General features: G+C 43.7%; 13 protein-coding genes. 5 read left to right on the forward strand and 8 right to left on the reverse strand.

What is annotated here, in order from left to right:
• Positions 1 to 3: 3 nt before the first annotated feature.
• Genes NWQ57_RS18730 through NWQ57_RS18760 form a run of 7 tightly spaced genes read right to left on the reverse strand, consistent with a single transcriptional unit; the run spans position 4 to position 7,031 of the window.
• The gene (locus NWQ57_RS18730; RefSeq protein ID WP_306023697.1) at positions 4 to 303 is read right to left on the reverse strand and encodes a YciI family protein; all 300 of its coding nucleotides are present in this window, start codon (positions 301 to 303) and stop codon (positions 4 to 6) included.
• Positions 304 to 315: 12 nt separating this feature from the next.
• A complete protein-coding gene (trpA, locus tag NWQ57_RS18735; RefSeq protein ID WP_306023698.1) occupies positions 316 to 1,131 on the reverse strand; it encodes a tryptophan synthase subunit alpha in 816 nt (271 codons plus the stop codon).
• A complete protein-coding gene (trpB, locus tag NWQ57_RS18740) occupies positions 1,124 to 2,311 on the reverse strand; it encodes a tryptophan synthase subunit beta (RefSeq protein ID WP_306023699.1) in 1,188 nt (395 codons plus the stop codon). The genes trpA and trpB overlap by 8 nt, the downstream gene beginning before the upstream one ends.
• Before the next feature lie 36 nt (positions 2,312 to 2,347).
• The gene (trpCF, locus tag NWQ57_RS18745) at positions 2,348 to 3,733 is read right to left on the reverse strand and encodes a bifunctional indole-3-glycerol-phosphate synthase TrpC/phosphoribosylanthranilate isomerase TrpF (protein ID WP_306023700.1); all 1,386 of its coding nucleotides are present in this window, start codon (positions 3,731 to 3,733) and stop codon (positions 2,348 to 2,350) included.
• Positions 3,734 to 3,748: 15 nt separating this feature from the next.
• Positions 3,749 to 4,774, reverse strand: coding sequence for an anthranilate phosphoribosyltransferase (trpD, locus tag NWQ57_RS18750; protein ID WP_306023701.1), 1,026 nt, complete (start codon positions 4,772 to 4,774; stop codon positions 3,749 to 3,751).
• A complete protein-coding gene (locus tag NWQ57_RS18755; protein ID WP_306023702.1) occupies positions 4,771 to 5,421 on the reverse strand; it encodes an aminodeoxychorismate/anthranilate synthase component II in 651 nt (216 codons plus the stop codon). Before NWQ57_RS18755 ends, trpD begins: the two co-directional genes overlap by 4 nt.
• Positions 5,418 to 7,031: an anthranilate synthase component 1 gene (locus NWQ57_RS18760; RefSeq protein ID WP_306023703.1), complete on the reverse strand. Its 1,614-nt coding sequence runs from the start codon at positions 7,029 to 7,031 to the stop codon at positions 5,418 to 5,420. Before NWQ57_RS18760 ends, NWQ57_RS18755 begins: the two co-directional genes overlap by 4 nt.
• 440 nt (positions 7,032 to 7,471) lie before the next feature.
• On the opposite strand from NWQ57_RS18760, the gene NWQ57_RS18765 reads away from it, so the two are divergent.
• The 5 genes from NWQ57_RS18765 to rluB all read left to right on the forward strand — a co-directional run bounded on the left by NWQ57_RS18765 (position 7,472) and on the right by rluB (position 11,575).
• Complete coding sequence (locus NWQ57_RS18765; protein WP_306023704.1) at positions 7,472 to 8,317, forward strand: PHP domain-containing protein; 846 nt, start codon at positions 7,472 to 7,474, stop codon at positions 8,315 to 8,317.
• Between the two features lie 74 nt (positions 8,318 to 8,391).
• Complete coding sequence (locus NWQ57_RS18770; protein WP_306023705.1) at positions 8,392 to 9,012, forward strand: L-threonylcarbamoyladenylate synthase; 621 nt, start codon at positions 8,392 to 8,394, stop codon at positions 9,010 to 9,012.
• Positions 9,013 to 9,027: 15 nt separating this feature from the next.
• Entirely contained in the window at positions 9,028 to 9,867 is an 840-nt protein-coding gene (locus NWQ57_RS18775) for a ScpA family protein (RefSeq protein ID WP_306023706.1), read from the forward strand.
• Positions 9,867 to 10,538 carry an SMC-Scp complex subunit ScpB gene (gene scpB / locus NWQ57_RS18780; protein WP_306023707.1) on the forward strand — a complete coding sequence of 224 codons (672 nt, stop codon included), beginning with the start codon at positions 9,867 to 9,869 and terminating at the stop codon, positions 10,536 to 10,538. Before NWQ57_RS18775 ends, scpB begins: the two co-directional genes overlap by 1 nt.
• On the forward strand, positions 10,538 to 11,575 hold the full coding sequence (rluB, locus tag NWQ57_RS18785) for a 23S rRNA pseudouridine(2605) synthase RluB (RefSeq protein WP_306023708.1): 1,038 nt from the start codon (positions 10,538 to 10,540) through the stop codon (positions 11,573 to 11,575). Before scpB ends, rluB begins: the two co-directional genes overlap by 1 nt.
• A gap of 216 nt (positions 11,576 to 11,791) precedes the next feature.
• Here the strand turns inward: rluB and NWQ57_RS18790 are convergent, their stop codons facing one another.
• Positions 11,792 to 13,414, reverse strand: a complete 1,623-nt coding sequence (locus NWQ57_RS18790) for a response regulator (protein WP_306023709.1) — start codon at positions 13,412 to 13,414, stop codon at positions 11,792 to 11,794.
• Between the last annotated feature and the right edge of the window lie 269 nt (positions 13,415 to 13,683).

Genomic DNA, 13,683 nt, shown 5'->3' on the forward strand with positions numbered 1-13,683 from the left:
TCTTTAGGGCAGGACCTTTTTAAAGGGCTTAACTACCACTTTTGCATAGACACCGGCCAACATGTAAGGGTCTGTATCAGCCCACGTTTGTGCCTCTTCTAAACTAGCAAACTCAGCAATCACCACAGAGCCAGTAAATCCGGCTTCACCCGGGTCTTCACTATCAATAGCGGGGCAAGGGCCTGCAACCATAACTCGCCCTTGATCAACTAAGGTTTGAATACGGGCTAAATGCGCGGGTCTCGTTTGTTTGCGTAGGGGTAAGCTGTTTTCAACATCTTCACTATATATTACGTACCACATATATTGTCCTTATTATTTCTGCGTAGCCGCTTTCATTTCGCCAACAAATGCTTTTAATTGCTGGAGCATTTCTTGTGGTTTATCCAAGTACTTGGCAATAATGTTTACTGTCGCAGAGCCTGAAATTGCCCCAGCAGCTCCGGCTTTAATGGCTTCACTCACTTGCTCTGGTTTTGAAATACCAAAACCTAAAAGTGGTGGCGCGACTTTATGCCGAGTCAGTTTTTCAATAAGCTCATGGGTAGGCGTTGCTGCTGCGGTTTCAGCTCCTGTTACACCCGCTCGACCTAACAAGTAGGTGTAGCCCTGAGATTGCTGCCCAATTTGTGCAAGGGTTTCTTCGCTAGCGTTGGGCGGTGCAATCAAAATCTGCTTGATACCAACGGCATTGGCGATATCAATAAAGCGATCAGCTTCACGCAAGGGCACATCAGCAATTAAAATTGAATCAACCCCCGCTTGTGCGGCATCCTTGTAAAAGGTCTCGATACCGCGCTTTAGTACTAAGTTACTGTAAAGCAATAAACCAATTGGAATTTTAGGATAGGCATCACGCACTTCGCGTATAACGTCGAAGCAGTCGGTTGTTTTTATTTTATGCGATAAGGCTCGAATACTCGCTTGTTGAATTGTCGGGCCATCTGCAATTGGATCAGAGTAAGGAAAACCCAACTCTAAGGCATCAGCGCCACCTTCAACCAAGGCTTTGATAATATTGACCGAGGTGTGCTTATCGGGGTCACCTACCATTACGAAGGGGACAAAGGCACCTTGATTTTTGTTATCAAGCTTGGCAAACATTTCTTTGTATCTGTCGTGATTAGCCATTTTTCTGATCTCCCAAAATGCTATGTACGTGGGCTAAGTCTTTGTCACCACGGCCAGATAAATTGACCACAATAATGGTTTCTTCTTCGGCTTCGTCTGCCATATTTAAGGCATGGGCTAAGGCATGTGAAGACTCTAGGGCGGGGATAATCCCTTCTTTTCGAGACAATAACTGAAAGGCATTCAGTGCTTCATCATCACTTATCGCCACATATTGCGCCCGACCAGTATCATGCAAATGGGCGTGTTGGGGACCAACTGCAGGGTAATCTAAACCAGCAGAAACCGAATAAGACTCTTCTATTTGTCCGTCATTGTCTTGCATGATGTAGCTGTAAGCGCCATGGAGTATACCCGTTGTGCCTTTACCTATTGCAGCGCCATGCTCATGGGTGTGCAACCCTTTACCAGCAGGCTCGACACCAATTAGCTTAACGCTAAGATCATCAATAAAATCAGCAAACATACCAATTGCATTTGAGCCACCACCCACACAGGCCACAACGGCATCGGGTAAACGGCCTTCTTTTTCAAGAATTTGCGCTTTGGTTTCTTCGCCAATCATACGGTGAAATTCTCGCACAATTGTGGGGAAAGGATGCGGTCCTGCAGCGGTACCTAGCAAATAATGGGCTTTTTCATAACTACCAGACCAGTCACGCATGGCTTCGTTAACGGCATCTTTGAGTGTGCCAGAGCCAGCGTTAACAGGGATCACTTCAGCACCCATTAAACGCATTCTAAACACGTTGGGCGCTTGGCGTTCAACGTCTTTGGCACCCATGTAGATTCGGGCTTTTAAGCCCATTAAGGCACAGGCCAGTGCGGTGGCTACGCCGTGTTGGCCCGCACCCGTTTCAGCGATGACTTCAGTTTTGCCCATACGCTTAGTCAATAGGGCTTGGCCTAGTACTTGATTGGTTTTGTGCGCGCCACCGTGTAATAAATCTTCACGCTTTAAATACAACTTAACTAAAGGATTACTCACCAGATTGCGCGTCAAGGTCATAGCGGTTGGACGACCCGCGTAGTCTTTTAACAGCCCCATAAATTCTGCTTGGAATTCTGGATCCTTTTGAGCGTCAATAAAGGCCTGCTCTAGTTGGTCGAGGGCAGGGATGAGTAATTCGGGAACATACATGCCCCCGAACTGACCAAATTTACTGTCTAATTTATTCATTATCGTCTCTCTATTTTTAGCGCTTACGCTGTCAGCTTAGTACTGGCGAAGCAAGCCAAAGATTTGGGTTATTTTTTGTGGATCTTTAATACCAGGCGCAGACTCTAGCCCTGAATTAAGATCAAGCATGGCAAGTTGGCATTCAGCCGCAGCCCTGACATTTTCGGCATGTAATCCGCCAGCTAATATCACCTTCGTTTTGTCTGTTAAAGCAACTAACAATCGCCAATCAAATGATTGACCTGTACCGCCGCTTTGCTGACCAACTTGGCAATCTAATAAAAAGTAATCTACGTCAGTTTCTATTAATTCAGGTAAGCGGTCTGTCACGCCTTTCGCTAACCAAATTTGACAGCTTGAAGGTAACTGCGCTCTGAGTTCAGTGATGTAGAGTTGTTGTTCGTTGCCATGCAATTGCACCGCACATAGTTTCAATTTAAGGGCCGTCTTTACAACTTGCTCAAGGGGGGCATCAACAAATACGCCCACGTAGTTAAAGGGCACCGCTTCAACAATTTGTTGAGCTTTTTCGAGGCTGACAAAGCGTTTTGATTGTTCAGCAAAAATAAGTCCTGCATAACTGGCTGGCGAACTTTTTACCAAATCAGCACCCTCCACTGAGGTAGTGCCACAGACCTTAACCTTACCATAAACTAATTGCTTAGTTGCTATGCCAACATCAGGCTGAGCCATTAAGGCACTGCCCACTAAAAAGCCATCCACCAGAGGTGATAAACGTCTCACGTCTTGTTGGGTATAAATACCTGATTCAGAAATCAGTACGTATTCATGGCTAGCGTGTTGCTTAATTAAAGGTACTAGTTGTTCAGTGGTTGCTAGGTCGGTACTTAGATCACGCAGATTTCGATTATTAATCCCGATGATTTTTGCTTTTAAAGCAATGGCACGGTGGGCTTCTTCTTCGTTGCTCACTTCAGTTAAGACATCAAGTTGGTAATGTTCTGCCAGAGTCGCTAATTCAGTGTAAGACTCGTCGTCTAACACAGACAACATGAGTAAGATCGCATCTGCATCATAATAGCGGGCGAGATGAACCTGATAAGCCTCGACAAAAAAGTCTTTATTAATCACTGGTTGGCTGAGTTTGTTGCGCACATATTGCAAATATTCAAATTTACCTTGAAAATATTTTTCATCAGTCAGTACTGAAATACAGGCTGCATAAGGGGCGTAGGCCTGAATAATTTCATCAAGATTAAAATCAGCGCGAATGAGCCCTTTTGAGGGAGACGCTTTCTTACATTCTAAAATAAAACTGGCATTAGGTTGCGCCAATGCCGCATAAAAGCTGCGATCTGAGGGCTTCAAGTGATCAATAAATTGTGCCAGAGGGAAGTCAATTTTACGCTGTGCTATCTCAGCGAGTTTATCGATTACAATTTTTTCGAGAACATTAGCCATGACTCGGCAAACTCCTTAGTTATTCGTTTGTTGGCTGAGTTCAGCCGATTGTGTAATGGTGGCCAGAGGACGTTTGTCTAGCATCGCCTGTAAGGCAAGTTGCGCACCTTGAGCAAAACTGTCTGCTTTACCACATAACTTCAGCAGGGCACCGGCGTTCATCGCAACCGCGGCTTGATGCGCTGCTTGACCTTGGCCAGTCAGTACTTGCTCAATAAGTTGTTTGTTTTCTTCGGGTTGCCCGCCTTTTATTGCTTCTAAGGGATAGCTGCTTAACCCAAAATCACTGGGTGTTAAGGCGTATTCAAATAAACCTTCAGGCGTAATTTCAACCACTTGCGTGTTGCCGTGTAAGGCGAATTCATCCAAGCCACTGCCATGCACGACCATGGCATGTTGATAACCTAATAGCTGCAAAGTACGGGCAAAGGGCAATAATAGTTCAGGACTGTATACGCCAATAATGATGTGGCTGGGTCTTGCAGGATTTACCAAGGGGCCAAGTAAGTTAAAAATGGTGCGTGTTTTTAACGTGGTACGCACTGGCATCGCATGTTTTATGCCTGCGTGATAGTTTGGCGCAAACAAAAAACACAAATTTGAGTCATCTAAACAACGACGTGCTGTTGCCGCATCCATGGTTAAATTTAAACCAAATGCCTTGAATAAGTCAGCGGATCCCGATTGGCTCGATACACTGCGATTACCGTGTTTAGCTACTTTCAGTCCGCAACTCGCTGCAACAATCGCCGCTGCAGATGAAATATTAATGGTGTCGTGGCCATCACCGCCGGTGCCTACAATATCGGCAAACTCATAGTCAGGATGGGGAAAATGTGCGGCGTTTTGAATGAGAGCCTGTGCAGCGCCCGCGATTTCTTGAGGTTGCTCACCTTTAATTTTTAAGGCCGTCAGTAAGGAGGCTAATTCGATATCCGACATTTCGCCTTTTACTACTTGAGAAAATACCTGTGTAACCTGCTCTTGTTGCAAATCTTTTTGCTGATAAAGTCGTTCTAAAATTTCATGTGTCAGCATCATTTTGCTCCTTCGCTTTGCGTAGCTTGGGTTAGATAGACAATGCTTTGCAATAACAACTGACTACCATGACTGGTTAAGATAGATTCAGGATGAAATTGAAAACCAAGCATACGATCTTGTCGATGCGCCACCGCCATTGGAATGCCATTAAAATCCGCTAAAACATCTAGTTCGGCTGGCATATTATCGGCCATTAAAGAGTGATAACGCGCAACTGGTAAAGGCTGAGGAAGGGTGGCAAACATATCTGTCCCGCTATGCGTAATTAATGATGATTTACCGTGCATAACCTGATTTGCCCTGACGATATTGCCACCGTAAGATTCCACAATAGCTTGATGGCCCAAACAAATACCTAATACAGGAAATTGTCCTTTTACTAAGTCTAAGAGGGTTAACATGCTACCTGCCTGTGATGGGTTACCTGGGCCAGGCGATAGCATTAACATCACTTGTTTAGGCTGTCCGTTGCCATTTTGCTTTGCGGCCTGTTCGTGCATTTTTTGCAGGATAAAATCTGCGGGTACTGAATTTCGGTAAACGATCAGTTCAAGGCCCAAACTGCGCAATTCATCTACTAAATTGTAGGTAAAGGAATCAAAGTTATCGAGCAGGAAAACGCAAACGTTGTTGTTTGACTGGTTCATACTCGGCCTCCTTTTGTGGTATCACTGCTTTGTGAACTGGCTATGATGGCATGAATAACCGCTTGTGCTTTACCTCTGGTTTCATCGGCTTCGGCTTGCGGGTTGGAGTCATACACCACGCCAGCCCCTGCTTGGATGTGCGCAACTTGGTTTTTTACAAAGGCTGAGCGAATCACAATGCAGGTATCCATATCACCATGGCCGTTGATATAACCTACCGCACCACCATAACTGCCTCGGCGCTCTTGCTCCACTTCGCGAATTAAGCTTGCCGCGCTGACTTTGGGGGCGCCTACTAAGGTGCCCATATTCATGCATGCTTGATAAGCATTTAGTGCATCTAAGTCATCGCGTAGTTGGCCTACAACCCTTGATACCAAGTGCATCACATGTGAATAGCGGTCTACCTTCAATAAATCAGTCACGTATCGGGTACCGGGTTTAGATACTTTCGCTACATCATTACGGGCTAAATCAACCAACATTATATGCTCAGAACGTTCTTTTTGATCTTCTTGCAGGTTTAACTCGAGGCGACTGTCTAAGTCTAAATCAATACTGCCATCGGCGCGTTTACCCCGTGGGCGAGTGCCGGCTATGGGGTAAATCTCAACTTGATTGCTTTGTTTGGTGTATTTTAGGGCTGACTCAGGCGAGGCGCCAAACATACAAAAATCGTCATCTTGTAAAAAGAACATGTAAGGACTGGGATTATGTTGCTTTAATGTTCGATAAGCATGTTGTGGATTAGGGCAGGGCAGGCTAAAAATACGCGAAGGCACCACCTGAAAAATATCGCCTGCGAGTATGTGTTCTTTTAGATTGACTACATCTTGTTTAAAGGCCTCATCGTTTTTATTAACCACTAAATCAGTTTGTGATATCGGAGTGCAAGGCTCCTTTGGTAATGGCTTGATGGTGGCGAGTTTATGTTTGATCTGCTCTAAACGTTGGCTGATAGCAAAATAGTTATTACCAACATTAAGACCACTAAATACGCTGCCAATAATTTCAGTTTGGCGCGATTGATGGTCAATTAGCACCAAACTTTCGGCTAGATAAAAAACAAAATCAGGACAGGTATTCGCGCTGTTTTTAACATCAGGTAATTTTTCAAAACTGGCCAATAAGTCATAGGCAAAAGCGCCGCCTAAAAAGACCGAATGAGGATGTTGCCTGATGGCAGTGACTTTTTGCAAAATAAGGCGCAGTGCGTCAAAGACGGCAGGGGCTTTCAAGCGGCTGTCTTCATCTAAACTGTTATCAGGCTCGGGAAAGCGTAATGAAATTCTCCCTTGTGCACTATCAAATTGATGTTCAACACCCGCTGGGCAATGCTCAATAAATAGAGGAAGGACGGCATGCCCATTGGTTGTCAGTGCTTGGCAGCTTACTTCGTGGCCAAGACATTCAAGTTTTAGCGCGGCATCAACCAGCAACAAACTTTTGAGATTATCTTTACTGTCAATTTCAGCAGATTCAAGTAGTAAATTGTTACTCTTGCCTTGACATAAATATTGGTAAGCATGAAGAGGATCGGCCACATAGTCAGCTTGCACTACTAATGTTTCAACCTTACCGACCTGTTCCGTTAACTGCGCTAGACTCATGATGTTTTCTCGTTTATTGACCTAATAATTCCGCTGACCTTGGGTTTTCATTTTTGTTTAATGGTCAGCCAAAAAAACATAAAAAAAAGCCCGTTAGTTACGGGCTTTTTTGGAAATTTATTTGTAGCAATACAAACACTCACAGCCCGTTAGTTCAGGTTGTGCCACCACCAAATTGTGTTAGAAAACGTGTTTGATACCAACATATGTCATTTAACCTTGTCGCTTTGCTACTGTGTTTGATTCACTCATTTTACTTAAAATCAATGAATTGTCTGAATATCGTATAAGTTAGGGTATAATGCGCCCAACCAAGGCGTATAGAAGAAAACAAAATCGCTGCGCTGTCAACACTGAAATTTGTTATAAGTTAAATAAAAAAGTCCTAGCGGGCAAACTAAGCAAGTGAAAAACTCACACTACCTGACGAAGTCCACCCAATGAAAATAGATTTGCACAGCCACACTTACTACTCAGACGGCCAATTATCGCCCAAGGAGTTGATTGATCGTGCGCACAACATGCAAGTAAATGTGCTAGCAATTACCGATCACGATACGGTGGATGGCATTAATGAAGCCCTCGATTATCAGGCAAGCTTGAGGCGCGAGATGCAAATCATGCCTGGTGTCGAAATTTCGACTTCGTGGCATAACTTCGATATTCATATTCTCGGTTTACATGTTAATCATGGCGATACGCAATTTTTAGCTCGCTTAGCCCAGCAAAGTGCTGAGCGTGACCGACGAGCCCAAGAAATTTCAGACAAATTAGCCAAAGTGGGTATTGCCGGAGTGTTTGAACAAGCCAAAGAGCTTGCAGGTGTAGGCCAGATTACCCGCGCTCATTTTGCCCGAGTATTGGTGAATCGACAGCTGGTTAACGATATGGAAGCGGCCTTTAAAAAATACCTTGGTAAGGGTAAAAAAGCCCACGTAAAACCCCAATGGATCAGCATACAAGAAGCGGTTACGTGGATCCAAGACGCAGGAGGCAAAGCAGTGCTGGCGCATCCAGGCCATTACGATCTCACTACCAAGTGGTTAAAAAGGCTGGTGGCTGAGTTTGCCCAGGTCGGCGGGGATGGCATGGAGGTGATCCATTCTCATTTAAGTCCAGAAAAGAAAAAATTGTTAGCTGACTTAGCTAGCGAACATGATTTGCTTGCCTCAAGTGGCTCTGATTTTCATTATCCAAATCGCTGGACCGAGCTTGGCAAGAACCTCACCTTACCATCCACGCTTGTACCAATATGGCGTGATTGGAATTTAAGCGGTATGATTTAACGTAAAGCCAGTGTCAGTACTCGCTGAGCAAAACCATTTCCACTTGCTGTGACAGTAACTAAGGAATTCAAAGAATGAGTCAGTTTTTTTATATTCACCCCGACAACCCGCAAACACGTTTAATTAAACAAGCGTGTGAATTTATTCATAAAGGCGCGGTAGTGGTGTATCCCACCGATTCGGGATATTCAATCGGCTGTCATATGAATGACAAAGAAGCCCTTGAGCAAATCTGCCGTATACGCCAAATTGGTAAAGATCATAATTTTACCCTCATGTGCCGTGATATGTCTGAGCTATCTGAGTACGCACGGGTGGACAACGTGGCGTTTCGTATGATCAAAAATAACACGCCAGGTCCTTATACGTTTATCTTAAAAGCCACCAAAGAAGTACCGAAACGTTTGCAAAACCCCAAACGTAAGACTATCGGTATTCGAGTGCCAGATAACAAAATTGCCTTAGCGCTATTAGAAGAATTGGGTGAGCCACTAATGTCTACCACCTTGATACTACCCGGTGAAATTGTGGCTGAGTCTGATCCAGATGATATTCGCGATAAACTTGAACGTCAGGTTGGCTTGATTATTCATGGTGGTTCTATTGGTGAACAACCAACCACGGTGATTGATTTGTCGGAAGGCGAAACCACGATCATCCGTCATGGCAGTGGCGACGTTAGTCCTTTTGTTTAAGGTAAAGGATTCGATTTGACCCAATCTTCTGACATCAAGTTATCGCGTTTTTCACAACACGATCCTGTGCAGCAACCGCTGCCATTGGCGTTTGTAAATGGCGAAGCTTTGATTGAAAAACCAGAAGATTTGTACATTCCGCCTGACGCGCTTGAGCTTATCCTTGAAGCTTTTGAAGGGCCATTAGATTTGTTGCTGTACCTTATTCGTCGACAAAAATTCGATATTGTTAATTTGCCGGTTTACCAAGTTACGTTGCAATATATGGAATATGTTGAGTTGATGAAGGATCTCAAACTTGAATTAGCTGCCGAATATTTACTTATGGCGGCTATTTTGGCTGAGGTAAAGTCACGCTTACTGTTACCCAAGCGGCCAGATGCTGACGAAGATGAAGACGATCCCCGCGCCGAATTAATAAGACGTTTAAAAGAATATGAATTGATCAAACTCGCGGCACAAGAACTCGATGCTGTTCCTCGTATGGAGCGTGATAGTTTTCAAGCAAAAGCACAGGCAGCTGAATCTGTTGCCCCGATCCGCATTCTGCCGCCGGTAAGTTTGCAAGAATTGGTCTTAGGTTTTCAATCTGCGATGCAACGAGCACAAGCTTTTGAACATCATCATATTGAAAAAGAAGTGCTGTCGACAAGGGAGAGAATGAGTTTGATCTTGGAAAAAATTACTGCCACGCATTTTACTGGCTTTGATGAATTATTTCATGCCAGTGAAGGCCGAGCCGGTGTTGTAGTGACGTTTTTAGCGGTGCTCGAACTGGCAAAAGAAAGTGTGATAGATCTTGTACAAAATGCGCCATTTGCCAACATTCATATCAAATTGAAAGAGGCACAGTAGTGGCTAAAATTTCTAAAGTGCAACTAAAGCAATTAGTTGAAGCCGCTATCTTTGTTGCAGACAGTCCGATTAATCGTGAGCAATTACACAGTACTGTGCTAGAGGGCTTGACCTTGAGTAAAACGGCTCTCAACGAAGTATTAAAAGAACTGACTCTCGATTATCAAGCACGCGGTATACAACTGGTTGAAGTGGCTTCGGGCTTTCGATTTCAATCTGCAGACAGTCTTAGTCCGTGGCTTAGTAAATTATGGCAAGAGCAAGCCCCTCGATATTCCAGAGCCATGCTAGAAATCTTGGCTCTGATTGCTTATCGTCAGCCCATTACTCGCGGAGAGATAGAAGACGTGCGCGGTGTGTCGGTTAGCAGTCATATTATCAAATCATTGAGTGAGCGAGGCTGGATCAAAGTGGTTGGCCACAAAGAAGTGCCAGGCCGACCTTCACTTTATGCGACAACCAAGGGATTTTTAGACTACTTTTCATTAAAAAGTTTAAGTGAGTTACCCAGTGCTGACACCTTTGTCGAGATGCAAAGCCAGTCTCAAGCACAACATTTATTTTCTAGTGCATCTGCAAATAGCAGCACAGATGATGCCCCTTTAGTCCAATCTGTTGAGCCTGATGTGATAAACGTTAGTGCAACAGATGAACCTGAGCAATTACATTAATGAGTGATAAATTACAAAAAGTATTGGCCAATGCAGGCTTCGGCTCTCGACGCGAAATGGAAACCTGGATCGAGCAAGGTAGAGTGTCGGTTAACGGCAAACTTGCCACTTTGGGCGATCGCGTTGAAAACGAAGACAAAGTTAGGGTTGATGGCAATTTGATTAGCCATGAGCAAGAGTCGGTGATCTGCCGTGTATTGATGTACAACAAACCGGAAGGCGAGTTATGCAGTCGTAAAGATCCTGAAGGCCGTCCAACGGTATTTGACCGTTTGCCCACTATCAAAAATGGTCGTTGGATTGCAGTTGGCCGCCTTGACCTTAATACCAGTGGTTTATTGTTATTTACCAATGACGGTGAGCTTGCAAATCGCCTGATGCATCCTAAGCATGAAGTTGAACGTGAATACGCAGTACGTGTGTTCGGAGAAGTTGAACCCGATCATGTAAAACGTTTGCAAAAAGGCGTGAAGTTAGAAGACGGGGTTGCTAAATTTACCTCGATCAGAAAACTCCCCACTGACGAAGAAAGCCTTAATAGTTGGTATCACGTTACCTTATCTGAAGGACGAAATCGTGAAGTGCGCAGAATGTGGGAATCGCAAGGTTTGCAAGTGAGCCGCTTAATTCGGGTACGCTATGGTGCACTTGAATTGCAAAAACGCTTACCGCAGGGGGGGTGGATTGAATTGATGCTGCCTGATGTAAATGCCTTGCGTTCGAGTGTGCAATTGCCCGATGAAAAGGAAACATTGATTAAACTCGACCCGGGTAAATTGGATCACGTGAAGCTGAGCCGCATGCGTCGCTCGGTGAAAAAACATCGTGTCAATCAAGCCAACAAAAGCCGTACGGGGAATGTCACAAAGGAAAAAGCGCCAGCAGAAAAGCCACGTAGCCCTAAACCTGTTGCTAAAAAGCCCACTGAATCCACTCGCTCAGATTCCACGAATTCCAGCAGAAAACCGAGCAATAAAAAACGCAGTGATAAACGACCAGCGGGTAAACAGCAAATTCGATCAAGACAAGGGCAGTAGATAATCGGCGAAGTTAAACGATCTTCTGAGTCTCTAAACTATTAGTTCTTGCAGTTGATATACGCCTTAAAATTAGGCGTATATTGGTTGCGTTTGCTTTTTGTGAGGGCTAAAACCAATGAAGCTGGTCAAGTTTATAAAGCGCTTGAGTTACCCACAGGTACCAAAAATCTTGTAGGGGCTTAAGACGATGTTTGCGATCTTACAGTTAAGATCTCAAGCCATGCCATCAAGCACGCTGCGGACCTTATGATACCGCTCTTGTTGCTCTTCGCTCAACACACTATTTTCAACGGTTTTTATGCATTTTTTCACGAGCTGATTATTGCTCTTTGTTCCACCCAGACTGCTTGATTTAGCGGCTATTAATTGCAGTAAATTCAATGCAATAGAAGCGTTTTTTGGCATGATGGTGTAAGCCTGCCTGAAGCTATCAAAGGCATTTTCTACATCACCGTTACGATAAAAGTTAACCGCATTGTTGTTCAATTCACGAGAGCTGCACTTTATAGTGGATTTTTCTTGGATCTCTTGGTGAATGTAGTGCAGAAATATCTCACCTTGATCGGGTTGGTTTTTACAGCGAAATTCAATTTGCGCTAAGATGGCCTGCGCCCGCTCATGCAACCCCACTTCATGGAAGGCTTTGGCTTTGTCTAATAAGGCATCAATACCTTCGTTTTCCCAATTGTCTTCGTCGAGTTGTTCGATTAATACCCGGGCCTTTTCTTTTTCGTTTTCTAGATAGAGCAAACGAACATTGATCACTTTCATTTGTTCTTGCAGTTCGGCCTTGGGAAACGCGACTTTTAATTGTCTGACGTATTCATTGGCTTGACGTACAAGTTTATCGGTATCACCTTCGTCAGCTGTCATGGCGTAATCAATACCGGCACGGGCCACATTTAAGTAATTTTCAGGTTTGTCATGAATGGAATTTTTGGCAAAACGTACAATCTTTTTGGCGGCGTCAAACTGGGTTTCGTAATCGTGGGTAATACGAGATAAATCTAATGCGGTTTTATGTCTGCGTATATTTCGGGGTGAAATTTCGCTGGCCATCAACACACATTCAAGTGCAGTATCAAAATCGTTTTGTTTGATTTGTAGCGCCGTTAATAAATCATAGGCCGCCAGTTGTGACTCTGGTTTGAATGCTAAACGAAGAACTAATTTTTCAGCTGACTCGTCTTCATCTAAATGCAGGTAAGCATTGATTAAACCTAATTGCGCCCAAGCAAAGGTTTGTACTTTTAAAATCGCTAAATAAAAGTCTTTGGCTTGAGCATACTGCCCGCAAGCACACAGCATTTCACCTTTGATCTTCAGGGCAAGTGGAAAAAACTCGGAGTTTTTGGGGTTGGCTAAAAATAATTCTGTTTCTGATAAGGCACGTTGAAACTGGTTTTTTTCAATGTTGATGTAAACGGTGTGCAACACCTTTTTACGAGCCAGTACTCGGCTTAAGCGCCGGTCAAGTTCTTTTACGGTAAAGGGTTTGGCTAAAAAATCGTCCGGTTGTAATTCGATAATACTTTGGACCAAGTCTGAATTGGTATCGGCGCTGATAAAAACAAAGGCCGTACTTAACGGTAACTCACCATTGGTTTTAATTTCATCATAGAAATAATAGCCATCCTGTTCTCGTTTTAAATTATACGAACAAATAATGAGATCATAACGTTGATTGCGAATAGTGGTAAGCGCCAAGCTTATTTTGTCTACATAGGTAATATCCCCAAAGCCTAATTCTTCTAGGGAATACTTCATATAGCCTTTGGCAAGAACCTGATCGTCAACAATCAGTACTTTGGTATCTTTAGCGAGTTGCAAATTCATTAATGGGCGATCTTCCTATGGTCTTTTAGGTTATCGTATGAATAGCTAAAAAAATAAGCTTTTAATTGCAAATAATTGAATACACTGGTTTTAATCAATACAGCCAACTAGCGTTTTACGATTAGTAATTAAGATGCCTGAAAAAAGCCTTGAATAAAAGAGCAGTGATAATCGAAATAACAAATAGTAGGAAAAAGAAGTAGTGAATAACTTATTTAAAAAGCACTGAGTATCTTAACGGCTCCTTGTTGTAGCAACGTTAATTTGGT

Origin of the sequence: Paraglaciecola sp. (assembly GCF_030730205.1) — a bacterium.
Classification (GTDB): domain Bacteria; phylum Pseudomonadota; class Gammaproteobacteria; order Enterobacterales; family Alteromonadaceae; genus Paraglaciecola.

Bases quoted from the DNA above. Each gene is read 5' to 3' on its own strand.
- NWQ57_RS18765 (WP_306023704.1), top strand. From the start codon at position 7,472: ATGAAAATAGATTTGCACAGCCACACTTACTACTCAGACGGCCAATTA.
- trpD (WP_306023701.1), bottom strand. From the start codon at position 4,774: ATGATGCTGACACATGAAATTTTAGAACGACTTTATCAGCAAAAAGAT.
- NWQ57_RS18770 (WP_306023705.1), top strand. From the start codon at position 8,392: ATGAGTCAGTTTTTTTATATTCACCCCGACAACCCGCAAACACGTTTA.
- NWQ57_RS18790 (WP_306023709.1), bottom strand. From the start codon at position 13,414: ATGAATTTGCAACTCGCTAAAGATACCAAAGTACTGATTGTTGACGAT.
- trpCF (WP_306023700.1), bottom strand. From the start codon at position 3,733: ATGGCTAATGTTCTCGAAAAAATTGTAATCGATAAACTCGCTGAGATA.
- trpB (WP_306023699.1), bottom strand. From the start codon at position 2,311: ATGAATAAATTAGACAGTAAATTTGGTCAGTTCGGGGGCATGTATGTT.
- NWQ57_RS18755 (WP_306023702.1), bottom strand. From the start codon at position 5,421: ATGAACCAGTCAAACAACAACGTTTGCGTTTTCCTGCTCGATAACTTT.
- rluB (WP_306023708.1), top strand. From the start codon at position 10,538: ATGAGTGATAAATTACAAAAAGTATTGGCCAATGCAGGCTTCGGCTCT.
- NWQ57_RS18730 (WP_306023697.1), bottom strand. From the start codon at position 303: ATGTGGTACGTAATATATAGTGAAGATGTTGAAAACAGCTTACCCCTA.
- trpA (WP_306023698.1), bottom strand. From the start codon at position 1,131: ATGGCTAATCACGACAGATACAAAGAAATGTTTGCCAAGCTTGATAAC.
- NWQ57_RS18760 (WP_306023703.1), bottom strand. From the start codon at position 7,031: ATGAGTCTAGCGCAGTTAACGGAACAGGTCGGTAAGGTTGAAACATTA.